We start from the raw sequence: 23311 nt of genomic DNA on the forward strand, positions 1-23311 counted from the left end.
GGCATGGCTGGCACCAACCTGAAGTCGAGGGAGCGGACGATGCGTTTACGATCCTGGGTGGTCGGCTTGATCTTGGTTCTTTTTGGAAGCGCGGCTCACGCCGCTGAGGAATGCCCGGCCAAATCGACGTCGATGGAAGACATCATCGCCGTTCTCAAGACGGCGCCGAGCTGCGACCGTGCCATGACGCTGTTCGATGCCTGCGCATACGGCGCCAGCGGCGACGTGCAATTCGGCGAAGCGGTCGAGAAGAAATGCGAGGCCGATTTTGTCGGCCGGCAGAGAACGCCGCAGAAGCTCAGCTATCAGCGCGAGTTGCGGGTCTGCGACCGGAAATACCGGAACAAGTCCGGCACCATGTATATCTCGGCGACAGCCTTCTGCCGGGCGGAGGTCGCCCAGCGTTACTCGCGCAGAGCGCTGAAGGCCGGCGGAGCCGGCCGTTAGCGCTGGCTTGCTCACGCAGCCAGAGCGGCCTCTCAGGCGGCCAGCGCAGCCTTGGCCTTCTCGGCGATCGCCTGGAACGACGCGGGCTCGTGGATCGCGAGATCCGACAGCACCTTGCGGTCCACGGTGATGCCCGACTTGGCGAGACCGTCGATAAATCGGCTGTAGGTCAGGCCGAACGGACGCACAGCGGCGTTCAGACGCTGGATCCAGAGCGCGCGGAAAGTCCGCTTCTTGCGCTTGCGATCACGGAAGGCGTACTGCTGGGCCTTTTCAACGGCCGGCTTGGCGGCGCGGATGGTGTTCTTGCGGCGGCCATAGAAACCCTTGGCGGCCTTGTAGACTTTCTTGTGCTTGGCGTGGGCGGTCACACCGCGTTTGACGCGAGACATGACAAAAATCCTTCAGAGATGACTTGGTTTTCGGATCGCCGCGCGAGCGCGGCGGAGGTGGCAATGATCTTCGACGATCTTGGACGCGATCAGGCGTTCGGCAAGAAGTACTTCTTGACGTTGTCGCCGTCGGTCTTGAACAGCACGCGAGTGCCGCGGAGCTGACGGATCTGCTTCTTCGTCCGCTTGATCATGCCGTGACGCTTGCCGCGCTGGGCGTGCATCACTTTGCCGGTGGCAGTCACCTTGAAGCGCTTTTTAGCGCCCGATTTGGTCTTCAGCTTGGGCATTTGGCTCTCCTAATGGCCACAGAAATCCGCCCGCGAAGGCGGCTGGCCGTCAAAAATGCTCGTTAGAGCGTTGATTGTGCTCAGGTTTTACGAACAAGCGCGAAACCCGCACGGACACCGCCACGGCAGCCCTTAATCAGCCGGGCGATGAAGGCTGGGCTTATGACAGAGGACAAGCCAAATGGCAACGCTGAACCGCCGAAACCTGCCCGGCGACTATTCGGAGTTACCACCCACATGTCCAAGCCGTGTCGCCTGGAGCAGGACCAAAATGGCCCATTTTTCCCAATCGCTTTCGTCTTTGACCCGTCCATGCCGCCTGGCCCTCCTTGCCGTGCTCGCCACGGCCGCGCTGCCCTCGACCGCCGACGCCCGCATCGGCGGCTATGACGGCATCTGGAACGTCACCTTCGCCACCACGCGGGGCAATTGCAGCTCCGGTTACAGTGTCCCTTTCACTGTCATCGGCGGCCGGGTGTCATCCGCCGGCGGCGGCCGGGTTTCCGGCAGGGTCAGTCGCGGCGGCGCCGTCGCGGTCCAGGTCTCGGTCGGCGCGTCCCACGCCAGTGGGGGCGGCCGGCTCGCCGGGGGCGCCGGTGCAGGCTTCTGGAACGGCATCATTTCCGGCGACCGCTGCAGCGGCACCTGGCAGGCGACGCGGTCCTGATACACAAACGGCCCGCCGGAAATCCGGACGGGCCGTTGAACTCTCAGTCCTGAAGAGCCGGCGTCAGCGCGGCGCCAGCACCATGACGACCTGACGGCCCTCGAACCTGGCGTCCTGCTCGACCTTGGCGAGCTCGGCGACGTCGTTCTTGATCTTGTCCAGAAGCTTGGTGCCGATCTCCTGGTGCGCCATTTCGCGGCCGCGATAGCGCAGCGTGATCTTGACCTTGTCGCCCTCTTCGAAGAACCGCTGCATCGCGCGCATCTTCACGTCGTAATCGTGGTCGTCGATCATCGGGCGGAGCTTGATCTCCTTGATCTCGACGATCTTCTGCCGCTTGCGGGCTTCGGCGGCCTTTTTCTGGGCGGAATATTTGTACTTCCCGTAGTCCATGATCTTGCAGACGGGAGGGCTGACATTCGGCGAAATCTCGACCAGATCCATGCCAGCTTCCTGGGCCATGCGGATGGCCATAACGGTTTCGACCGTGCCCTTGTTGTCACCGGTCTGATCGATCAGCTGGATTTGCGCATTGCGAATATCATCATTGATGCGCGGCCCGTCTTTGCTGGCAACGGGCGGGGCTTTATTGGGACGGCGAATGGGTGGTTCTCCAAAGTTGTGAAAGAGGCGGTTAGTCTGAAGGAAGATGCGTTTGCCGGCAAGCAAGTCGCGCGTGCGGGAAGCGATAAAGCCTCAAATGCGAGGCATTTTGGTCACGCCCATGGGCACGCTGCACGACATAGACACCTTGCTTCTGTTCCGCAAGCGTCCCAAAGGGCCAATACCGATGTTGGGCTGCGTCGCGGAACACATCCAGACAGCTCAAACCGAACAACCAGAGTAAACGTTCCATGACCAATGCAATTCCCGAAGCCGTGCTCGGCTTCATCGATGTGGGCAAGGGCCCGTCGGCACGCAGGATCGCGGTGCGCAGCCGCGCCGGCCAAGAATCGGGGCAAGGACCCGGGCTGGTCTGGCTCGGCGGGTTCAAGTCGGACATGCAAGGCAGCAAGGCCGTGGCACTGGATGCCTGGGCCGCGGACCATGGCCGCGCCGCGGTCCGGTTCGACTACTCCGGCCATGGCGAATCCAGCGGCGATTTCGCCGATGGAACCATCGGAAGCTGGCTCGAGGACAGCGTGGCGGTGTTCGAGCGGTTCTGCGAGGGCCCGCAGGTTCTGATCGGCTCCTCCATGGGCGGCTGGATGGCGTTGCTGCTCGCGCGCGAGATCAGGAAGCGGGGCGGTAAAGCGTCGCTGGCTGGCCTGGTGCTGATCGCGCCGGCGCCCGACTTCACCGAGGAGTTGATGTGGAAGAATTTTTCGCCGGCGGTGAAGAAAGAAATCGAGACCAAGGGCTTCTGGTTGCGGCCGTCGGACTATGGTGACGGCTCGCCCTACCCGATCACGCGGAACCTGATCGAGGAGGGCCGCAATCATTTGCTGCTCGGTAGCGCCATCGATCTCGGCTGTCCCGTCCGCATCCTCCAGGGTGCGCAGGATCCCGATGTGCCCTGGCAGCACGCCTTCGCGCTGACGCATCGCCTGCCGGCCGACGACGTCGTGCTGACCATGATCCAGGACGGCGATCACCGCCTCTCCCGTCCGCAGGACATCGCCCGCATTCTTGCCGCGGTGGCCGAGATCGGGTGAAGTGTAGCTCAGAATTCGGTGTCATCATCCGCGAAGGCGGATGATCCAGTATTCCACCAGCGGTCGTGATTGAGCTGACGGGCCGCGGCGTACTGGATGCCCGCCTTCGCGGGCATGACAGAGATTGGGAGGCAATCCAATGACCACCACCGCCATGCTGCGCGCCTTCTGCGACGCCGTCGAACAGCGCAACGGCCGCGCGTTTGCCGACCTGTTCACCGAGGACGGCGTCTATCACGACGTCTTCTACGGCGCCTTCGAAGGCCGCGCCAAAATCGCAGCGATGGTCGACGACTGGTTCTATCGCACGGCGACCGATTTCCGCTGGGACATGCATGATCCCGTCACCGACGGCACCACGCTCTATGCGCGCTACACCTTCAGCTACCGCTCGACCCTGGCCGAAGCGGACGGCGCGCGGGCGATGTTCGAGGGCGTGGCGATCATGACGCTGCGCGACGGCAAGATCGCCGGGTATCACGAGGTCGCCAACACCGCGCCGGCCTTCGTCGATCTGAAATTTGCGCCGGAACGGATTGCGAAGATCGTGGGCAAGCAGGGCGCGGAGCTGAAGGCGCGGCCGGAGATGCAGCGGCATCTGGCGTGACGCTCCTACCCTGTCATTCCGGGGCGCGCCACTTGGCGCGAACCCGGAATCCATCGGGCCGCAAAAATAGTGGTGGAATGGATTCCGGGCTCGCGACTTCGTCGCGCGCCGGAATGACGACAGAGAGCTACGGCGGCGGTGGCTTCGCCATCGGCTTGCGCTGCGCAAGTGCTGCGACCGTGGCGGTGCCGATCGGGCCCTGCTCGTCGTAGAGCCAGCATTCGCCGATCGCGACGCCATCGGTCGCCTGATGATTCACGACGTTGAAGCCGATCCACTTCGTCACCGGCAGGCGGTGCAGATAGATTGTCACGTCGCTGTTGATGTAGCCGAGCCCCTTGTCGCCGGCATTGGCGAAGGGGCTCGCGAAGTCGGCACCAACAGCGACATGGTCGAACGGCGTCATCGGCGCGCCCGCCACCAGCTCGCGCACCTCGCTCATCCAGAGTTTTTTCGGCCCGAGCGAGCCCATGTGGCCGACGATCGGTCGCGTCGTCCATTTGCCGTTCATGCCGAGCCTGGGATCGGTGGGCTTCGGGATGTCGGCCGGCTTCGGCACGTCCCAGTTCGGCGGCGACCAGACGTTGCCTTCAGGATTTTGCGTCCGCCGCAGCAACTGGCACGAGGCGCGCGCCATGCTGACGCCGCCGGAAAAGAATTCCGCCTCGACCACGCGGATGCGCATTCCATCGCGCACCAGCCGTGTCGTCACCTCGATCGGCTTGTCGATGGTCGGCAGCCGAAACATGTCGGCCGTGAGCCGTGCAGGAACGAAGTCGGGGCCCGAATGGCGCTCCTCGATGGCGAAGCCGAGCAGGCCGACGATAACGCGTCCGTGCAGCGATTTCGGATCCCAGGGACCGTTGGCCACTTCCGTCGGATGGAATGTATCGCCGTCGCGGGTGAAGAAAGGCATGTTTGTCATGACGCGCGAACTTGCAGGAACGCGTGGGGAAATCAAGGGTGGCGAGCGTGTGATCGGGCGCCGCGCTTGTTTCCCCAAACTCCGCTGTCATCGCCCGACTTGATCGGGCGATCCAGTACTCCGAGACGGCAGTGATAGAGCCGGGAAGCCGCGGCGTACTGGATGTCCCGCCCCCCGTGCGCGATTGCGCACTAGGCGGGGCATGACACCGGAAGATTAGGTGGCGGTGTGCCACTCCTCACGCACGCTGCCGTCACGCTCGTTGTTCATCGCGGCAGACTTCGTCGCCTCAAACTCTTCCCGCGACAGCAATTGCCCCAACGCCCATACCGCGGCCCCGCGCACCAGCGGGCTTGCATCGTCGAGCAGTCGCCGAGCCTCCTCCGCCAACGCCACCTCACCCGAGTTGCCAATCGCAATCAGCACATTCCGCAAGAAGCGGTCGCGGCCGATACGCTTCACCGGGGACTTCGTGAACAGCGCACGAAACGCCGTGTCGTCGAGCCGTGCCAGTTCAGCGAGACCAGGCGCGCGCAATTCATCACGCGCCGCAAGCTTCGCCTCGCGCCCCTCCTGCGCGAACTTGTTCCAGGGACATGCCGCAAGGCAATCGTCGCAGCCATAGATGCGGTTGCCGATGCTTTTGCGAAACTCGCCCGGGATCGGCCCCTTGTTCTCGATGGTCAGATACGAGATGCAGCGCCGCGCATCGAGCTTGTAGGGCGCCGGAAACGCCGCGGTCGGGCAGATGTCGAGGCACGCCCGGCACGAACCGCAATGATCGATCTCGGCGTCGTCGCGCGGCAGCTCGAGCGTCGTGTAGATCGCGCCGAGGAACAGCCAGGAGCCGAACTCGCGCGAGACGAGATTGGTGTGCTTGCCCTGCCAGCCCAGATGTGCGGCTTGCGCCAGGGGCTTCTCCATCACCGCCGCGGTGTCGACGAACACCTTGACGTCCGATGGCGCGGTTGCGACCAGCCAGCGCGCCAACGCCTTCAGGCGTTTCTTGATCAGATCGTGATAGTCGTCGCCCTGCGCATAGACCGAGATCGCCGCGCGCGTGCGCTGGTTCAGGATCGCGAGCGGATCCTGGTCGGGCCCGTAATTGACGCCGAGCATGATGACGCTGCGTACGTCCTGCCACAATCCGCGCGGATCGACGCGGCGCTCCGGCTGTGCTGCAAGCCAGTCCATGTCGCCATGGGCGCCCGCGGCGATGAATTCGAGAAAATGCTTTCCGGCGTTTTCGATCGTGCCTGGTGCGGTGATGCCGATGCAGTCGAAGCCGAGCGCGCGTGCCTCGTTTGCAAGCGCCGTCCTCAGTTCGGTCGGATCGGAGTTCAGAAGTCGAGGTCCACGTACGTCCGCGAGGCCGGCACGCCCGCCAGCCATTCGCTCAGCAGCGGACGGAACGACGGGCGGGATTTCACCCGCGCGTACCACGCCTTTGCTGCGTCGTCCTCGCTCCATGGCACGTCGCCCAGATAGTCGATCGCCGAGAGATGCGCCGCGGCGGCGAGATCCGCGTAAGTGAGCCGGTCGCCGGCGAGGAAGTTACGCGTCTGCGCCAGCCAGCCGATATAGGCCAGATGATAGCGCACGTTGGCCTTGGCGGCTCGCATAACGTCGGCCGAGGGCGCGCCGCCGCCGTTCTCCTCGCTCATGAAGCGCTTGTAGATGCGCTCGGTGACCAGAGGATGCGAGACCTCCTCGAAGAATTTTTCGTTGAACCAGGCCATCAGCCGGCGCACCTCGACGCGCTCGGCGACCGTTTCCGGCATCAGGCGCTTCGGTCCCATCTCGGCGCCATAGGCCTCGTCGACATATTCGGCGATGATCGCTCCGCCCGGTATCGGCGGCTGCTCGTCGTCCACCAGGACCGGTGTCGTGCCGGCCGCATTGAGCAGCAAAAATGCCTCGCGCCGTTCCCAGCTGCGCTCTTCGACCAGTTTCAGGTCGAGCCCGTATTCACCCGCGATCAGACGGATGAAGCGCGAATGCGGACAGAACGGATGATGAAACAGCGTAAACATGAAGCCTTTGACTATTTGATGGTGCTTAAGAATCCATCAATGTTTGTGCGGCGCCACACTAGTCCTTCAAAACCGCGAGGCAAGGGCGTGATGGCGCATTTTGCGATTGCGAGAAAAGGACGAATAGGCGAGAAGAGCCCCGCTTTTCCAGCGGAAATGGACCGTAAATATGTCAGATGCAGTACGGGCAGTGATCCTCGGCATCATCGAGGGTGTGACCGAGTTCCTTCCCGTGTCCTCGACCGGCCACCTTCTGCTCGCGGAGCGCTTCTTCCATCTCGGCGAAGGCGCGTTCTGGGATTCGTTTACCGTTCTGATCCAGCTCGGCGCGATCCTCGCGATCGTCGTGTTGTACTTCAAGAAATTGTGGGACGTCGCGATCGGCATGTTCACCGGCGATGCCTATGCGCGCCGCTTCGTGATCGGCGTGCTGGTGGCGTTCCTGCCCGCGGTCATCGTCGGTCTCGTCGCCGGCAAATACATCAAGAGCCTGCTGTTCAACCCCTGGGTCGTGTGCTTCTCGCTGATCGTCGGCGGCGCCATCCTGCTGTGGGTTGACCGGCTCGATCTCAAGGCGCGCGAGCATGACGCGACGAGGTTCCCGCTGCTGATGTATCTCTATATCGGCATCGCGCAGTGCATCGCGATGATCCCGGGCGTGTCGCGCTCCGGCGCCAGCATCGTCGCCGCGATGTTTCTGGGCGCCGACAAGCGCGCGGCGGCGGAGTTCTCGTTCTTTCTCGCCATTCCCACCATGATCGGCGCGTTCGCCTACGACTTCTACAAGAGCCGCTCCGAGATGACGATGGACCACATGGGCGTCGTCGCGATCGGCTTCGTGGTGTCGTTCATCACCGCGATCATCGTGGTGAAGACATTCTTGTCCTACGTGACCCGCCACGGCTTCGTGTTGTTCGCCTGGTGGCGCGTGATCGTCGGCACGCTCGGCCTGATCGCGCTGGCGCTCGGCCATTAACTTCTCGAAAACTCGCTAGCGCGCTTCAACGCAATATAAGCTTTTGACCGGTAGGCAGTTTCCAGAGCGGGGCCGCGCGCGCACCTCGCACAGGAGCTGAGCCATGACCCTCGTCAGCGGCTGGGGGCGTTTCCCGGTCGTCGATAGCGACGTGCTGCGCCCGCGGTCGTTCGAGGCGGTGGGCGAAGCCGTCGCGACCGGCTCCGTGGCCCGCGGCAACGGCCGGGCCTATGGCGATGCCGCGATTGGCGCGGTCAGGACCATCGGGATGACCGGGTTCGACCGGGTCAGGTCGTTCGATCCGGCGGCCGGGCGCATTCGTCTCGAAGCCGGCGTGCTGCTGTCGGACCTGATCGACACCTTTGGCCCACGGGGCTTCCTGCCTTTCGTTGTTCCCGGCACGCGCTTCGTCTCGGTCGGCGGCGCCATTGCCGCGGACGTGCATGGCAAGAACCATCATTGCGAGGGTGGTTTCGGCCGCTATGTCGACGGCATTTTGCTGCGCACCGGGCAGGGCGAGACCATCGAAGTCTCGCGCGAACAGAATTCCGATGCCTTCTTCGCGACCGTTGGCGGCATGGGTCTCACCGGGGTGATCCTGGAGGCGACGATGCGGCTGCGACCGGTCGAAACGGGGTGGATCCGCGAGCGGGTGATCTCCGCATCCGATCTCGACGCCGCGATGCGGGCGCTCGAGGCCAGCGATGCCGCGACCTATTCGGTGGCCTGGATCGACTGCGCGGCGCGCGGGCGCGATCTGGGCCGCTCGCTGATCTATCTCGGCGAGCACGCAAGGACGGACGAGCTCGCCGACGGCGCCGGTGCATTTCCCGCCGGCAAGGGTCCCGGCCTCGCGGTGCCCATCGACCTGCCGTCGATGACGCTGAATCGCTACAGCATCCGCGCCTTCAACGAGCTCTACTACCGCATGGGCGCGCGGCGTGCCGGTGGCAGCCATGTGGTCTCGCTCTATCCGTATTTCTTCCCGCTCGACAGTATCGGTGACTGGAATCGTATCTACGGCCGGCGCGGCTTCCTCCAGCATCAATGCGTGATCCCGGAGCCAGGTGCCCGCGCCGTGCTCGGCGAGATCCTCGATCGCGTCGCCCGGCGCGGCGATGCCTCCTTCCTCGCGGTGCTCAAGAAACTCGGCCAGGGCGACGGTATTCTGTCGTTCCCGCTGCCCGGCTACACGCTGGCGCTGGATTTCCCAGTAAAGGGCGACATCCTGAATTTCCTCGACGAGATCGACCGCCTGGTCGTCACCGCCGGCGGACGGCTTTATCTCGCCAAGGACGCGCGCCAGTCGCGTGCGACCTTCGCGGCCGGCTATCCGGCCCTGTCGCGCTTCAACGCGATCCGCAAATCGCTCGATCCCGCCGGGACCATCCGCTCGAAACTTTCACAACGCCTGTTCGATGAGGTTTAAGCCGTGACGTCACGCAAGTCCGTTCTGGTGCTCGGTGGCTCCTCCGATATCGGCCGCGCCGCCGCGCGCGCCTTTGCCAGGGCCGGATACGATGTCGCCCTTGCGGGCCGCGACGTCACCGTGCTGGAGCCTGACGTCGCCGATCTGCGCGCGCGCTACAGCGTCGAGGTCGGCCTCCACAAATTCGACGTGCTCGACACTGCGTCGTTCGACAGCTTTGTCAGCAGTCTTCCGGCGTTGCCCGATGTCGTCATCTCGATCGTCGGCCTGCTGGGCGTCCAGCAAAATGCGGAGAGCGATCTCGCGCATGCCACGACGATCATGCGCTCCAACTACGAGGGCCCGTCGCTGATCCTCGGCCTGTTCGCGGAAAAGTTCTTGGCGCGCGGCAATGGCACGCTCGTCGGCGTGTCGTCGGTCGCCGGCGATCGCGGCCGTGCCTCCAATTATGTCTACGGCTCGGCCAAGGCGGGCTTCTCCGCCTTCCTGTCGGGCCTGCGCGCCCGCGCCAGCCGCGGCGGCGTCCATGTCGTCACGGTGAAGCCCGGCTTCGTCCGCACGAAAATGACAGAGGGCATGAAGCTGATCGGCCCGCTCACCGTCGAAGCGCCGGTGGTCGGCGATGCGATCCTCGGCGCCGTCGAGAGGAAGACCGACGTCGTCTATGTGAGCGGCAAATGGCGTCTCGTGATGCTCATCATCAAGACGTTGCCGGAAGCGGTGTTCAAGAAGCTGAAGTTTTGAGTCGGTTGCGACCCGCACCACAGTCTCGTCATGCCCGGCCTTGTGCCGCGCACCCACGTTCTTGGTGGCCGCGGTGAGAAGACGTGGATGGCCGGGTCAAGCCCGGCCATGACGCTGCGGAAACCTCAAACGCTCATTCGCTGGAACTGCCCCGCCGCGCGAAAACGCCAGAGATATTGCGGGGCGATGGCCTCCAGCGAATCCGCGGCAATGCCGAGGCCTTCCAGCGTCAGCCCCGCCGCCTTGGCCGCCTCCGACACGACATTGTCGTGCTCGAGCAGCGTGACCTGGTCCGGCGTAAGCTTCAGCGCACCCGGCGCGAATTGCAGGAAGTTGGCCTGGAAGCGAGCAAGGCCGAACGACAGCGGGACCAGCGCCCGCTTGCGGTCGGTGATGGCCAAAATGGCCTCGATGATCTCGCGCATGGTCAGCACTTCCGGGCCGCCGAGCTCGTAGGTCGCGCCCGCCTTGGCCTTGCCGTCGACCGCATCCGCGATCGCGGTGGCGACGTCGCCGACATAGACCGGCTGCATCCTGGTGTCGCCGCCGATCAGCGGCAGCACCGGCGACATCCGCGCCAGCGCCGCGAAACGGTTGGTGAACTGGTCCTCGGGGCCGAATATGACGGACGGGCGGAAGATCGTGGCCGACGGCACCGCGGCCAGCACCGCCGCCTCGCCGGCCGCCTTGGCCTTGGCATAGCGCGAGGGCGATCCCGCATCGGCGCCGATCGCGGAGACATGCACCAGGCGGCTACCTGCGGCGGCGGCCGCCTTGGCGACGGTCTCGGCACCCTTGGCCTGGACGGCGTCAAAGCTCTGCGCGCCGCCCTCGGCGAGGATGCCGACCAGATTGATCACGACCTGCGAATCACGCAGCGCCGCCTCGACCGAGGCCGGATAGCGCAGATTTGCCTGCACGACGTGGACCTGCCCGACCTTGCCGGAGGGCTGGAGGTATCCGGCGAGTTCCGGCCGCCGCACCGCGACCCGGACCCGGTAATCCCGCCGGCACAGCGCGCGGACGACATTCCGGCCCAAAAACCCCGATCCGCCGAAAACCGTGACGAGAGTTTCCAGATTCGATGCCATGGAGGTCCATTCCTGCGGGTGAGTAGCGCGTTGTCAGGCTTGTATCGGTCCGGTTTGCGATGCGCAATCGGCATCCCGAAGCAGGGCTCAAGCATGAATTGACAACCGCGTCACCGAACCGTAGTAACCGCCTCCGTGCCCCAAACGGCATGCCCAGGTGGTGGAATTGGTAGACGCGCTGGCTTCAGGTGCCAGTGGCTTAACGGCCGTGAAGGTTCGAGTCCTTTCCTGGGCACCAAGGTCTTGATAAGGCCCGACAAGTCCTTGAGAACCGAAGGTTTTCGGTCGCCCGTAGGTACAAGCGGGTGGTACAAATGGCTCTCTCGAGGTGCCGTCCTCGGAAGCACCCCGTCACGGGCGTGTACTACTTCCGCAAGATCGTTCCTGCCGACGTTCGAGCGCGGCTTGGCAAGCGGGAGTGGAAGGTTTCTCTCGAAACCAACGACCCTGCTGAGGCTTGTCGCAGACACGCAGTAGAGCATGCGCGGGTCTTGCAAGAACTGGAGACCCTGCGTCGGCGTAACGCCGCCCTCTCGGCTCCACCGATGGCCCAACCCGATACCGAGAACATCAAGCAGGTTGGAGAAGCCTACTACGTCCACCTGCCCGAGGAGGACGTTGAGCAACGGGTTGCTGGCCTTCTTCCATCGATCTATTGGCCGTCGCCCCGACAGGATCGCCTCTCGTTCGAACGCGCACAAGAGGTCGTGGAAAAGGCGAAGGACGTGCTTCGCCGGTGTCCAGAGCCGGACACGTCCTTTGCTGCAAGACCGAAGAACCCTTTCCGCAGCAGGAGAAGTGAGCTTGATCTTCGTCAAGCCAGGTCGCGGAAAACTGGGTGTATCGTTTGGAATGGATCGCGAGATGCACCTGCGTCACTTGCGAGAAGCCGAACGGCACGTAGCCGAAGGCGAGCGACACATCGCTGATCAGGAAGAGCGTATAGCTACTCTGGATCGCGCCGGTTGTGAGACTGAGTTGGCGCGAGAACTGTTAGCCTCCTTCCGAGTTGCGCTGGCTTCGCACATCGCACATCGTGAACTCATCATCCATGAGATCACTCGGCGAAGCTGAGCACAGAGAGAGCTCTTTTCGCGCCAAGCGGTCACGGCGCCGGTGTCGTGCTTTTAAGAGGCAAGCGCAGCGCTTCCGGCTCGGAACTTTGCCGACGCACTACCGTTCCCGATGGGCGGGCACGAACGTAGGCAGAAGCCATGAAATGGATGCTGGTGGTCTTGGTGGGCGGCGTCTCGCCAGTCAACACCGATCTGGTGTTCGACAAGTTCACGGACTGCCTCGCCGCTGAGGAGCAGATGCGACAGCACTATGCTGACGCCTTCGAGGCGTGGGATCGCATGGCTGCGGCAAGGATCGACCGACGCAGGGACTACAAGAAGGCCCGTGACGTTGAGGCCAAGCGGCTGCTGAATAACGTAGGGACGTGCGTCCCGCATGGTGGCGGCGATCAGCAGCCGGTCACTGCACCACGGCAGCAGCCTCCCGCTACATCGTCACAGCAGTCCGACAAGGCTCAACCTTAACCAAGGTCGTCATTTGTGTGAGACCTTGTGATGGCTCTCTGAACCCTTCGAGACCGGCTCAGCACCTCCGTGCTACGTGCAAGCACTCGGTAGCTATGTTCCAGCATCTCAAGATAAGAGCGAGTAGTACGGTCGTTGGTGTCGAGCCTCGCGCTCCGGCAACGCGCGGCGAGTTCGAGGAATTTCCTGGGCGTCTTCATGGGGCGCCAACCACTATACCGACCCGGACGTTCCTATCCGATGGCGTGTCGTCCTGGGCCGTTCAATGCGTGGCTTCCCGAAGTAGCGTAACCGGGTAGACTGGCTTCGAGAGGAACGTGACACCATCGGGCAACGGGCTTGCTGGCGGTTGCCCAGAAATGACTACGACGCGCAGGGTGGGATCAATCATACGCGCAAGCCGGGCGAGTTCTATGCCGTTCATCTTGAGCGTTAGGTTGATGTCGGTGATCAACAGGGAAGGATGGCGAGCCTTGAGAGCCAACGACGCCGTTTCGGCGTCCTCGCACTGGATCACCTCAAAGTTGCTTTCCTCCAATAGCAGGGCGATCATGTCCCGCTGTATGGCATCGTCCTCAACCACAATTGCGGTGCGTCGGAGCGGCGTTGATTGACCCATGGCAGACACTCCCGGGTTCGGTAACATAGGTTAATAACCGAGAGAGATCAGTGGTTCTGTGAGAGCGGAAAAAATTTCGCTGTTCCCCGGCGGAACTGCCCGCCGCCTCACCTCCTCCAGAAGTCCTTGAACCGCGTTGGCGATAGCTCCGTGTGACCGTGTGCTGGATGTTCTTGTGGCCGAGATAGGCTTGCAAGGCACGCGGCTCGGAACACATCGATAGCCTGCGCGAACTGATCAGGAAGCTGCGTGGGAGACTCCATTATGGTCAGCGGCGACAGTAGTCCTTGTCTTCTTTACGACTTGCTATTCAGGAGCATTCGAGTGTTGGCGATGTTCGCCGCGAGAGCCGCATGAGCGGCCTGCAACTGCATGATCCTCTCCGACAGCACCTTCCCTGATGCTCGCAGGCTTCCAATTGCGCGGCAGTTCTCTGCCCCGAGCGAACGCGCCCGCGAGATTGCCTGTGCAGCACGGGACAAGAGATCAGCATGTCCAGGCTTCCGATTTTCAATCTCGACATGGCGAGGCTGACCGTTTGCCAGTAGAAGAAAGAGAGCGCGTTGGGCTTTGTATCTTGCTGCCGCTCGACTGCGCTCCGAGCCATAGATCAGAGCCGGTGCCGCTGCTGACGAGACGGACCATTTCCATCGTCGTCCACGCTTTTTCACAACGGTCTGGAACGCGGTGAACCGTCTGTCGGCGGGGGAAGTATCTTGCACAGGATCAAGCACGCAGCGTCCCCTTTTAGAGGGTTCCAACGTTAGTCTTGATGGGAAGAAGCGGCAAGTTGTGGTTGCGCTGTCACGAAGCTGCGCACCAGCCTTCTGCGCGTCCTCAGTCGCTTCTGCCTGTGCCTGCGCAGTCGCAACCATGAAGGCGATCAATGCATCACGCACGGCGCGGCGATCCCTGCACCGCCGTCGCGAAGCCCCCGATCGCGCCAAACGGACCCGCCTCCCCTCAAACCGCCCGCCTCCCCGACCTCTCCGCCACCTGCTTCTGCACAAAATACATCGCGACCAGGGCGACGATCGCCGACGCGACGACGACGTAGCCGATCCGGTCGAAATGGAGCAGCGACCCGTCCGGCGCCTGCGCGATGATCGCGCCGGCGAGCACCGAGCCGATCCCGCCGGAGAGTTGCTGGAGCGAGGCGCTGATCGCGCTGAACGAGCCGCGCTGGCTTTGATCGGGGATCGCCGACATCAGGGCCTGCGACGGGATCATCCGCGAGAAGATGCCGACGAACATCAGGACGTTGACGAGGATCGCGGTCGTCAGCGAGACGTGGCCGAGATGGGTGTAGATCAGCACCATGATGACGGACACCACGCTGCCGAAGACGAAGGTCGGGTATTTGCCGAACGCGTCGCTGGCCCTGCCGACCAGCGGTCCCGTGACGATGCTGAACAGGCCGGAGACCAGATAGATCGTCGGCAGATGCAGGATGTCGATGCCGAGATTGTGCACGGTGAAGGCGCTGGAGAACGGCATCAGCATGTACCCGCCCGTCGCCAGCAATGTCGTGACGGCGAAGGCCAGCGTGTAGCGCGGTTGTCCGACCGTCGCGACCAGATGGCGGAACGGGTTTCTGTCCTGCTTCAGTTTCAGATGCGCGTCGACCGGCTCCATGGCGAAGATGATGACGGCGATTGCTGCAATCGACAGGCCGACGATCGCAATGAAGCAGACATGCCAGTTCCAGTGATTGGCGAGAAACAGCCCGGCGGGAATGCCGAGCACCTGGCTCGCGGCGAACGCGGTCTGGACGAAGCCCATCACGCGGCCGCGCAGGTGCAGCGCGAACAGGTCGGTGATGATGGCCAGCACGACCGAGCCGATCACGCCGCCGAACAATCCGGTCACGATCCTGCCGAGCAGCAGCACATGGTAGGTCTGCGCCGCGGCACAGAGCAGGGTCCCGAGCGTGAAGCCGACATAGAAGAACAGCAGCAGGCGCTTGCGGTCGAAGCGATCGGCAAAGCCGGCGGCCAGGATCCCCGATAGTCCCGCGCTGAACGCGTAGGCCGACACCGCGATACCGAATTGCCCGGCCGTGATGTCGAGCGCGGGCATCAGGATGGCCCCGAGCGGCGACATGATGATGAAATCGAGGATGATCGTGAACTGCGTGAACGCGAGCAGCGCGATGAGGAGCACCTGGTAGCGCGAAAAGCCGCGCTGGCGGTCCGATGGATCGTCGATAGGCGCGGCGAGCGTCTGTTCGGTCATGACACCTGATTTCATTGTGAGTGGGCGCGAGCGGGCGCGCGAAACTGGCAGATGGGGTCGGCCGGGAGGATTTCCACGGGGCGCGCGGCACAAGCGCTGCCGGAGCATGCAGCTCGCGCCGGATTGTGGGATCCATGCAACAGCAGGGTGCATGGATTGGGCCCGGCATCCCCCAGGGGCCGCCTGCCCTATCTCCAGCCGGATTAAGCCGCCCTTAGCGAATGCCCCCTAGGCTCTCGGCCGTCCATTTCCCTGCTCCCCGGCCTCAGGGCCGATCATGTTGCGGCAAGTCAGAGCGTTTTCGGATGGAGCAGCCTGCCTGGCAGTACGAGTCTGGCGCCCCGACGTCGTCGGTCACGGCGGCGGCTGCGCGGACGCTGGTCATCGATCTCGAAGGCGCCCTGCTGCGGTCCGAACTCCTGATGGAGGCGCTGTTCTCGAGCCCGGCCCGCCTGCTGGCGCGGTTCGGGGCGGGCGGACGGCCGGGCATGGCGGCGCTCACGGATGTGCTGGCGCAGGCCGACATCGACTACGCCCACCTGCCCTATGATTCCAACGTGCTGAACCAGGCGCTGGCGGCGCGCGCGCGTGGCGAAAAAATCTATCTGGTCGCGGGCCGCCTTGCCGGCCATGCGGCGGGCATCGCCGCGCATCTCGGTTTCGACGGCGTCGTGACGCCGGCCGATCTCGCGGCGGGCGAGCTTCCATTCGATCGCGGCGCGATCGATCGCATCGAGACCCGTGACAGCCGCCACCCCGGCCTGAAGACCTGGGCGCAGGCGCTGCGCGTCTATCAATACGCCAAGAACACGCTGGTGTTCGTGCCGGCGATCACGGCGCATCAAATGAATCTTGCGACGCTCGGCTATGCGTTGCTGGCGTTCCTGGCGTTCTCGGCCTGCGCGTCGGGTGCCTATCTGATGAACGATCTGCTCGATCTCTCGGCCGACCGGCAGCATCCGACCAAGCGCCATCGCGCGCTCGCGGCAGGTCGACTGCCGATGTCCTCGGCGCTGCTTGCGATCCCCGCGCTATGGCTACTCGCGGTTGCCGCCAGCCTCTGCATCTCGCCCTTGTTCCTCGGCGTACTCGGCGGCTATCTCGCCACCACCATCGCCTATTCGCTCGCGCTCAAGCGCAAGATGCTGGTCGACGTCGTGACCCTCGCCGGCCTCTACACGCTGCGCATCATCGCCGGCGCGGTCGGTGTCGGCGTGGTGCTGTCGGAATGGCTCTTGATCTTCTCGTTGTTCGTGTTCACCTCGCTCGCGCTGATCAAGCGCTTCAGCGAGCTCAGCATGCGCGAGAGCGCCGGCCTCGCCGATCCCTCCAACCGCGATTACAAGATCACCGACCTGCACATCATCGGCGCGATGGCGGCGGCGAGCGCCATGAACGCGGTGACCGTGTTCTCGCTCTACGTGTCCTCCTCCGCGGTGACGCCGCTCTACAGCCGTCCCTGGATGCTGTGGCTGCTCAACCCGCTGCTGCTCTACTGGTTCGGCCGCGCCCTGATGATGGCCCATCGCCGCGAGATGCCCGACGATCCGATTCTCTACACTTTTCGAGATGGCGCCAGCCGCATGACGGTCGCGGCGATGATCTGCATCATGCTGGCGGCGATCTGACCGCGCCCGGCGGGACCCCAGCTGCCGCTTGCGCGGCCCGCCGCCAGTGGCTACATCGCGGGCAATCCTTAGCCTATGACGCCGACCGACCAATTCGATTGAGGTTTTGAAACGCCATGACCGTACGCCTGCATCGCGGCGACCTGCCCGACCTGTCCCGCTACACCGGAGCGGTGGCGATCGACACCGAGACCATGGGGCTGAACCCGCACCGCGACCGGCTCTGCGTGGTGCAGCTCTCGCCCGGCGACGGCAGCGCCGACGTGGTACAGATCCCCAAGGGCCACACCGACGCACCGAACCTGAAGGCCCTGCTGGCCAATCCCGGGATCACCAAGATCTTCCACTTCGCGCGGTTCGACGTCGCGGTGCTGTACCAGACCTTCGGCGTCATGACCGGGCCGATTTATTGCACCAAGATTGCCTCGCGCCTGACCCGCACCTATACCGACCGCCATGGCCTGAAAGACCTCGTGCGCGAGGTGCTCAATGTCGACCTCTCCAAGCAGCAGCAGTCCAGCGACTGGGGTTCCGACAGCCTGACCGAGCCGCAGCTCGCCTACGCCGCCTCCGACGTGCTGCACCTTCATGCCCTGCGCGAGCGGCTCGACGCCATGCTGGTGCGGGAAGGCCGCACCGCGCTGGCAAAGGCCTGTTTCGACTTCCTCCCGACCCGCGCCCTGCTCGACCTCCAGGGCTGGCAGGAAGAGGACATTTTCGCGCATTCCTGAGCCCCCAATCAGCGGCTAGGCTCGGGCTGTCGCCCCGTTTCGGACACTTTCGTGCGGCCTGTCGCGGGCTGCATATCCTGGCGCTGCCGGCTACAATGGCGCGCGCCCTCAACCGGACAAGGCGAGCGACACCGCGGGAGCTCAGGTGAATTCGGCCCAGAATCCAACCTACGACGCCGCGCTTGCGGCGAAGTTTGCCAGCGCGGCGCGCCACAGCCGACTGGTGCGGATTCTGCGCATCGCGGTGCCGGTGACGGTGGCTGCGTCCATGGCCGCGATCGTCGCCGTCTCGACCTTCCTCAATCCCTTCCAGATCCCCGTGAAGCTCGACTCCGGAAATCTCGTGGTGACAGGCACCAAGATCACGATGGAAACGCCGCATCTGGCGGGCTTCACCCCGGACCAGCGGCCGTACGAGCTCTGGGCCAAGACCGCGACGCAGGACATCACCGACCCCGATCATGTCGATCTCAATGATTTGCGCGCGAAGGTGCTGATGGAAGACAAATCCACCCTGCTGCTCGATGCCCGCACCGGGCGCTTCGACAACAAGCAGCAGCAGCTCGACCTGCACAAGGATATCTTCCTGCGCACCTCGACCGGCTACGAGGCGCGGCTGAACTCGGCCTTCGTCGACATGGGCAAGGGAACGGTCTCCTCGGATGACCATGTCGACGTCAAGCTGACCAACGGAACGCTGAGCGCTGATCGGCTGCGGATCACGGAAGGCGGCGATGTCATCCGCTTCGAGGGCAACGTGGTGATGCATCTGGACAAGCTGGACGATCCCGCTGCCGCTCAGCCTGCGCCGGCCGAGCAGCCCGCGCCGCCGGTGAAGACACGTACGCCTCCGAACAAGTCTGCCAATTCAAAGTGATTTTCATGTCGAAGTTTTTTCCGCGCAACGAAGACAAGCGCAGCGCCATCATCAGTGCGGCCGCGCTCGCCGTCGGCGTCGCGCTTGTCGCAACGGGTGCCGCAGTCGCACAGAGCACGATGCAGGGCGTGCCCAACGCAATGCAGGGCTTTTCGCAAAACCGCGACCAGCCGATCCAGATCGAAGCCGCATCACTCGAGATGCGCGACAAGAAGAAGGAGGCGACCTTCTCCGGCAATGTGAAGGTGGTGCAGGGCGACACCACCATGACCTCGAAGACGCTGGTCGTGTTCTACGACTCCGGCGGCGGCGACAAGCCGGCCACGCCGCAACCCGCGGCGCCCGCAGCGAAGGGCACCAAGGGGGCGCCGATGCAGTCGGCGCAGCCGGGGCCGGGCGGCAGCTCCTCGATCAAGCGGCTGGAGGCGCGCGGCAATGTCGTCGTCACCCAGAAGGACCAGGTGGTCACGGGCGAAACCGCCGTCTTCGACACCAAGACCAACCTCATCACCATGCTCGGCGGCGTCGTCTTGACGCAATGCAAGAACGTGTTGCGCGGCGACCGTCTGGCGGTCGACATGACCACGGGCGTCTCGCGGGTGGAATCCGACAGTGGCAGGGTGCAGGCCCTGCTGCCGCAGGGCGGCAGCAATGATTGCGGATCGGGCAGCCCGGCCAAGCCCGCCCCGGCGGCGCCGCTGCAATTGCCCGGTGCAGGCAAGCAAAAGTAAATTCCATAAGTTGGTTCAAAGGCTTGGATCAGATGCTCCCGATCCGAGGTTGAAGCTTGCCCGGCGAGACTGTATCTAGCGCGCAGGGCTATCGAAGCGGGGTCCGCCGCTTTTCGGGCGTGTTTCACTGGGCATGAGACATCCCTTCACTCATGCTGCGTTGGCGAATCGAAAGGCCGGCGCGGCAGATCGCGCGAATTCCGCGAAAGGCTAGAAGGCGGGGATGGTCGATCTCTTCAGCATGTTCCGTCGGCGCCCCGCCAAGCGCGGCCGGCCAGGATTTGCGCGTCAGGACATCACCGCCCTTGGTGACAGCGTCGGCGGTCTCGTGCCCAGCCCGGTGCGCGATGCATCGCCGATCGCCCGCGACCAGCCGATGCGCGCGCCCGACCATTTTCAGGCCGACTATCAAGCCGAGCCGCCGCGTGCCCAGGCGGTGCATCCCGTCAGAGCTGCCAGCAGGCCCAACGGCGCCGGCGGACCGCAGCTTCTGAAGCGGCCGGGCTTCCTGGCGGTGCATAGCGTGGAAAAGAGTTTCGGCAGCCGCCAGGTGGTGCGCGGCGTCAGCATCTATGTGCGCCGCGGCGAAGCGGTCGGCCTGCTCGGCCCGAACGGCGCCGGCAAGACCACCGTGTTCTACATGATCACCGGCCTGATCAAGCCCGATCGCGGCGCGATCGAGCTCGACGGCCACGACGTCACCAGGCTGCCGATGTATCAGCGCGCGCGGCTCGGCATCGGCTATCTGCCGCAGGAAGCCTCGATCTTTCGCGGCCTCACCGTCGAGCAGAACATCCGCGCCGTGCTCGAAGTGGTCGAGCCCTCGCGCAAGAAGCGCGAGCAGCAGCTCGATTCGCTGCTCGACGAATTCAACATCACGCGCCTGCGGAAATCGCCGTCGATCGCGCTGTCAGGCGGTGAGCGGCGCCGCGTCGAGATCGCGCGCGCGCTGGCGACGCGTCCGAACTACATGCTGCTCGACGAGCCCTTCGCCGGCATCGATCCGATCGCGGTCGGCGACATTCAGGACCTCGTCCGCCATCTCACCAACCGCGGCATCGGCGTGCTGATCACCGATCACAATGTCCGCGAGACGCTCGGCCTGACCGATCGCGCCTATATCGTCTATGCCGGTGAAATCTTGACCGAGGGTAGCCCGGATGAGATCGTCGCCGATCCCGACGTTCGCCGGCTTTACCTTGGCGAGGAATTCCGCCTCTAGCCCGTTTTTCCAATTCGTCAAGACGTGTACATCGGGCGCAGACTAGGATAAGCAAAAATCGGACCAACTTTTGGAATCGGTTCTTGCTTCATGGCGCTAACACAGAGATTAGAGTTCCGGCAATCGCAGTCGCTGGTCATGACGCCGCAGCTGATGCAGGCGATCAAGCTGCTGCAATTGTCCAATCTCGATCTCACGACGTTCGTGGAAGAGGAGCTCGAGCGGAACCCGCTGCTGGAGCGGGCCAATGACGAGTCCCCTGGCGGCGAGGCGCCCGCCGAGACCGCCCAGTTCAGCGATGGCGACGAGGCCGGCGGCCAAGGCGACGGTCAAGGCGATGACGGTTTTGGGGGCAGCGGTAATGCCTTCGAGCCGGGCCAGGAAGAATGGATGAGCAAGGATCTCGGCACCCGCGCCGAGATCGAGCAGACCCTGGATACGGGGCTCGACAACGTCTTCTCCGAGGAGCCGGCCGAGGCGGCTGCGCGCAACGCCCAGGATGCGGCGCCGACCACCTATACCGAATGGGGCGGCGGCGCCTCCGGCGACGAGGACTACAATCTCGAAGCCTTCGTCGCCGCGGAAACCACGCTCGGCGATCACCTTGCCGAGCAGCTTTCGGTCGCCTTCACGGCACCCGCGCAGCGCATGATCGGCCAGTACCTGATCGACCTCGTCGACGAGGCCGGTTATCTGCCGCCGGATCTCGGGCAAGCCGCCGAGCGGCTTGGCGCATCGCAGCAGGACGTCGAGGGCGTCCTTGCCGTGCTGCAGAAATTCGATCCGCCCGGCGTCTGTGCGCGTAATCTGAGCGAATGCCTGGCGATCCAGCTCCGCGAGCTCGACCGCTACGATCCCGCGATGCAGGCGCTCGTCGAGCACCTCGATCTCCTCGCCAAGCGCGACATCGCTTCCTTGCGCAAGCTGTGCGGCGTCGACGACGAGGACATCGCCGACATGATCGGCGAGATCCGCCGCCTCAATCCCAAGCCCGGCATGAAGTTCGGCTCGTCGCGTCTCCAGACCATGGTGCCCGACGTCTATGTCCGCCCGGGTCCCGACGGCGGCTGGCATGTCGAGCTCAACAGCGACACCTTGCCGCGCGTGCTGGTCAACCAGACCTACTATTCCGAGCTGTCGAAGAAGATCGGCAAGGACGGCGACAAGTCCTATTTCACCGACGCGCTCCAGAACGCGACCTGGCTCGTGCGCGCGCTCGATCAGCGCGCCCGCACCATCCTGAAAGTTGCAACGGAAATCGTGCGCCAGCAGGACGGCTTCTTCACCCACGGCGTTGCGCATCTGCGGCCGCTGAATCTGAAGGCCGTCGCCGACGCCATCCAGATGCATGAATCGACGGTGTCGCGCGTCACCGCCAACAAATACATGGCGACAAATCGCGGCACATTCGAATTGAAATATTTCTTCACGGCCTCGATCGCCTCCGCCGACGGCGGCGAGGCGCATTCCGCCGAGGCCGTGCGCCACCACATCAAGCAGCTGATCGATTCGGAAGCGCCGTCGGCGATCCTTTCCGACGACACCATCGTGGAACGCTTGCGCGCCTCGGGCATTGATATTGCCCGCCGCACGGTCGCGAAGTACCGCGAAGCCATGCGCATTCCCTCCTCGGTGCAACGCCGCCGCGACAAGCAGAGCGCTCTTGGTAACGTCCTCTCCACCGCAATGTCCGATCGCTCCCGCAACACCGAGCCGGCCTGATTGCGCTGGCGCGAAATCGCGCTACTCTCAATCTCCCATCGAGACCGATCCAAGCTGGGCACTTAAAACCAAGCGAGGCATCACATGACCCTCAGAATCTCGGGAAAGAGCGTCAGCGTCGGCGACGCCCTGCGTGGCCGCGTGACCGATCGGACCGACGAGGTCCTGCGCAAATATTTCGACGGGAACTATTCCGGCCACATCACCCTGAGCAAGGATGGCTTCGGCTTCCGCACCGACTGTGCCCTGCATCTTGATACGGGAATTACGCTGGAGGCCGATTCGAACGCGCCGGATGCCTATGCCAGCGCCGACCAGGCGCTCCTGATGATCGAGAAGCGGCTCAAGCGCTACAAGAGCCGGCTCAAGGACCGCTCGGCCCGCAAGGCCCATGTCGCCTCAGCGGCTCTCGCCGCCCTGGATGCCACGAGCTACGTGCTGGAGGCGCCCGGCGAGGGTGAGGACGAGGACGAGGTCACCGGCTACAGTCCTGTCATCATCGCCGAGGCCACGACCTCGCTGAAGCAGCTGTCGGTGAGCGAGGCCGTGATGGAGCTCGACCTCAGCGGGGCGCCCTGCCTGGTATTCCAGCACGGCTCCAGCGGCCGGGTGAACATCATTTACCGCCGGGCCGACGGTAATGTCGGCTGGATCGACCCGCCGGGGGCCAAACCGGACGGTTAAGGCTGGAACCCGGGCCCCGTACCAACCGCAGCCCTTAACAATGACCGGGGCAAAGCCGCACGCAG

General features: G+C 64.0%; 26 protein-coding genes, 1 tRNA gene and 1 pseudogene. 18 read left to right on the forward strand and 10 right to left on the reverse strand.

The window, feature by feature from the left end; genetic code table 11:
• Positions 1-39 precede the first annotated feature (39 nt).
• Positions 40-447: a hypothetical protein gene (locus JQ627_RS15210; RefSeq protein ID WP_212484977.1), complete on the forward strand. Its 408-nt coding sequence runs from the start codon at positions 40-42 to the stop codon at positions 445-447.
• Positions 448-479: 32 nt separating this feature from the next.
• On the opposite strand, the gene rplT is transcribed toward JQ627_RS15210, so the two are convergent.
• Together rplT and rpmI are read right to left on the reverse strand one after the other, a co-directional pair.
• Complete coding sequence (gene rplT / locus JQ627_RS15215; protein WP_014490867.1) at positions 480-839, reverse strand: 50S ribosomal protein L20; 360 nt, start codon at positions 837-839, stop codon at positions 480-482.
• An 89-nt stretch (positions 840-928) separates the two neighbouring features.
• Positions 929-1129, reverse strand: coding sequence for a 50S ribosomal protein L35 (rpmI, locus tag JQ627_RS15220; protein WP_008539890.1), 201 nt, complete (start codon positions 1127-1129; stop codon positions 929-931).
• A gap of 271 nt (positions 1130-1400) precedes the next feature.
• Here rpmI and JQ627_RS15225 point away from each other — a divergent pair, with 271 nt between their 5' ends.
• Positions 1401-1796: a hypothetical protein gene (locus JQ627_RS15225; protein WP_212484978.1), complete on the forward strand. Its 396-nt coding sequence runs from the start codon at positions 1401-1403 to the stop codon at positions 1794-1796.
• A 63-nt stretch (positions 1797-1859) separates the two neighbouring features.
• On the opposite strand, the gene infC is transcribed toward JQ627_RS15225, so the two are convergent.
• Positions 1860-2399 (reverse strand): translation initiation factor IF-3, encoded by a 540-nt coding sequence (gene infC, locus JQ627_RS15230; protein WP_071917037.1) that lies wholly within the window; start codon positions 2397-2399, stop codon positions 1860-1862.
• A gap of 251 nt (positions 2400-2650) precedes the next feature.
• On the opposite strand from infC, the gene JQ627_RS15235 reads away from it, so the two are divergent.
• Together JQ627_RS15235 and JQ627_RS15240 are read left to right on the forward strand one after the other, a co-directional pair.
• Positions 2651-3451, forward strand: a complete 801-nt coding sequence (locus JQ627_RS15235) for a carboxylesterase (protein ID WP_212484979.1) — start codon at positions 2651-2653, stop codon at positions 3449-3451.
• A 139-nt stretch (positions 3452-3590) separates the two neighbouring features.
• Complete coding sequence (locus JQ627_RS15240) at positions 3591-4058, forward strand: nuclear transport factor 2 family protein (RefSeq protein ID WP_212484980.1); 468 nt, start codon at positions 3591-3593, stop codon at positions 4056-4058.
• A 127-nt stretch (positions 4059-4185) separates the two neighbouring features.
• On the opposite strand, the gene JQ627_RS15245 is transcribed toward JQ627_RS15240, so the two are convergent.
• The 3 genes from JQ627_RS15245 to JQ627_RS15255 form a co-directional block, all read right to left on the reverse strand.
• Positions 4186-4983 carry an acyl-CoA thioesterase domain-containing protein gene (locus JQ627_RS15245; protein ID WP_212484981.1) on the reverse strand — a complete coding sequence of 266 codons (798 nt, stop codon included), beginning with the start codon at positions 4981-4983 and terminating at the stop codon, positions 4186-4188.
• Between the two features lie 216 nt (positions 4984-5199).
• Entirely contained in the window at positions 5200-6375 is a 1176-nt protein-coding gene (gene queG, locus JQ627_RS15250; protein ID WP_212484982.1) for a tRNA epoxyqueuosine(34) reductase QueG, read from the reverse strand.
• Positions 6324-7016 carry a glutathione S-transferase family protein gene (locus JQ627_RS15255; protein ID WP_212484983.1) on the reverse strand — a complete coding sequence of 231 codons (693 nt, stop codon included), beginning with the start codon at positions 7014-7016 and terminating at the stop codon, positions 6324-6326. Before JQ627_RS15255 ends, queG begins: the two co-directional genes overlap by 52 nt.
• 169 nt (positions 7017-7185) lie before the next feature.
• On the opposite strand from JQ627_RS15255, the gene JQ627_RS15260 reads away from it, so the two are divergent.
• The 3 genes from JQ627_RS15260 to JQ627_RS15270 all read left to right on the forward strand — a co-directional run bounded on the left by JQ627_RS15260 (position 7186) and on the right by JQ627_RS15270 (position 10165).
• Positions 7186-7992: an undecaprenyl-diphosphate phosphatase gene (locus JQ627_RS15260; RefSeq protein ID WP_212484984.1), complete on the forward strand. Its 807-nt coding sequence runs from the start codon at positions 7186-7188 to the stop codon at positions 7990-7992.
• A gap of 103 nt (positions 7993-8095) precedes the next feature.
• Positions 8096-9421, forward strand: a complete 1326-nt coding sequence (locus JQ627_RS15265) for an FAD-binding oxidoreductase (protein WP_212484985.1) — start codon at positions 8096-8098, stop codon at positions 9419-9421.
• A gap of 3 nt (positions 9422-9424) precedes the next feature.
• A complete protein-coding gene (locus JQ627_RS15270) occupies positions 9425-10165 on the forward strand; it encodes an SDR family oxidoreductase (RefSeq protein WP_212484986.1) in 741 nt (246 codons plus the stop codon).
• Between the two features lie 125 nt (positions 10166-10290).
• On the opposite strand, the gene JQ627_RS15275 is transcribed toward JQ627_RS15270, so the two are convergent.
• Positions 10291-11256, reverse strand: a complete 966-nt coding sequence (locus tag JQ627_RS15275; protein ID WP_212484987.1) for a complex I NDUFA9 subunit family protein — start codon at positions 11254-11256, stop codon at positions 10291-10293.
• A 151-nt stretch (positions 11257-11407) separates the two neighbouring features.
• On the opposite strand from JQ627_RS15275, the gene JQ627_RS15280 reads away from it, so the two are divergent.
• From JQ627_RS15280 to JQ627_RS15290, 4 genes are all read left to right on the forward strand, one after another.
• Positions 11408-11494 (forward strand) — tRNA-Leu (locus JQ627_RS15280).
• Positions 11495-11570: 76 nt separating this feature from the next.
• A complete protein-coding gene (locus JQ627_RS39625; RefSeq protein ID WP_312015763.1) occupies positions 11571-12185 on the forward strand; it encodes a DUF6538 domain-containing protein in 615 nt (204 codons plus the stop codon).
• A complete protein-coding gene (locus JQ627_RS15285; RefSeq protein ID WP_312015764.1) occupies positions 12121-12330 on the forward strand; it encodes a hypothetical protein in 210 nt (69 codons plus the stop codon). The genes JQ627_RS39625 and JQ627_RS15285 overlap by 65 nt, the downstream gene beginning before the upstream one ends.
• Before the next feature lie 140 nt (positions 12331-12470).
• Positions 12471-12797, forward strand: coding sequence for a hypothetical protein (locus JQ627_RS15290; protein WP_212484989.1), 327 nt, complete (start codon positions 12471-12473; stop codon positions 12795-12797).
• Between the two features lie 262 nt (positions 12798-13059).
• Here JQ627_RS15290 and JQ627_RS15295 read toward each other — a convergent pair whose 3' ends face one another.
• The 3 genes and pseudogenes from JQ627_RS15295 to JQ627_RS15305 all read right to left on the reverse strand — a co-directional run bounded on the left by JQ627_RS15295 (position 13060) and on the right by JQ627_RS15305 (position 15651).
• Complete coding sequence (locus JQ627_RS15295) at positions 13060-13416, reverse strand: response regulator (RefSeq protein ID WP_212484990.1); 357 nt, start codon at positions 13414-13416, stop codon at positions 13060-13062.
• Positions 13417-14234: 818 nt separating this feature from the next.
• A pseudogene (locus JQ627_RS15300) lies at positions 14235-14324 on the reverse strand (recombinase family protein); the annotation flags it as partial.
• A 55-nt stretch (positions 14325-14379) separates the two neighbouring features.
• Positions 14380-15651, reverse strand: a complete 1272-nt coding sequence (locus JQ627_RS15305) for an MFS transporter (protein WP_212484991.1) — start codon at positions 15649-15651, stop codon at positions 14380-14382.
• 305 nt (positions 15652-15956) lie between these two features.
• On the opposite strand from JQ627_RS15305, the gene JQ627_RS15310 reads away from it, so the two are divergent.
• The 7 genes from JQ627_RS15310 to hpf all read left to right on the forward strand — a co-directional run bounded on the left by JQ627_RS15310 (position 15957) and on the right by hpf (position 23246).
• Entirely contained in the window at positions 15957-17279 is a 1323-nt protein-coding gene (locus JQ627_RS15310) for a UbiA family prenyltransferase (protein ID WP_212484992.1), read from the forward strand.
• A 116-nt stretch (positions 17280-17395) separates the two neighbouring features.
• Complete coding sequence (locus JQ627_RS15315; RefSeq protein ID WP_166063548.1) at positions 17396-18010, forward strand: ribonuclease D; 615 nt, start codon at positions 17396-17398, stop codon at positions 18008-18010.
• A 145-nt stretch (positions 18011-18155) separates the two neighbouring features.
• Positions 18156-18887: an LPS export ABC transporter periplasmic protein LptC gene (lptC, locus tag JQ627_RS15320; RefSeq protein WP_212484993.1), complete on the forward strand. Its 732-nt coding sequence runs from the start codon at positions 18156-18158 to the stop codon at positions 18885-18887.
• Positions 18888-18892: 5 nt separating this feature from the next.
• Positions 18893-19618 (forward strand): LptA/OstA family protein, encoded by a 726-nt coding sequence (locus JQ627_RS15325; RefSeq protein ID WP_212484994.1) that lies wholly within the window; start codon positions 18893-18895, stop codon positions 19616-19618.
• Between the two features lie 223 nt (positions 19619-19841).
• Positions 19842-20840, forward strand: coding sequence for an LPS export ABC transporter ATP-binding protein (lptB, locus tag JQ627_RS15330; RefSeq protein WP_212484996.1), 999 nt, complete (start codon positions 19842-19844; stop codon positions 20838-20840).
• A gap of 90 nt (positions 20841-20930) precedes the next feature.
• The gene (gene rpoN, locus JQ627_RS15335) at positions 20931-22562 is read left to right on the forward strand and encodes an RNA polymerase factor sigma-54 (protein ID WP_212484997.1); all 1632 of its coding nucleotides are present in this window, start codon (positions 20931-20933) and stop codon (positions 22560-22562) included.
• An 84-nt stretch (positions 22563-22646) separates the two neighbouring features.
• The gene (gene hpf, locus JQ627_RS15340) at positions 22647-23246 is read left to right on the forward strand and encodes a ribosome hibernation-promoting factor, HPF/YfiA family (protein WP_212484999.1); all 600 of its coding nucleotides are present in this window, start codon (positions 22647-22649) and stop codon (positions 23244-23246) included.
• Positions 23247-23311 lie beyond the last annotated feature (65 nt).

It is taken from the genome of Bradyrhizobium liaoningense, from assembly GCF_018130785.1.
Taxonomy (GTDB): domain Bacteria; phylum Pseudomonadota; class Alphaproteobacteria; order Rhizobiales; family Xanthobacteraceae; genus Bradyrhizobium; species Bradyrhizobium liaoningense_A.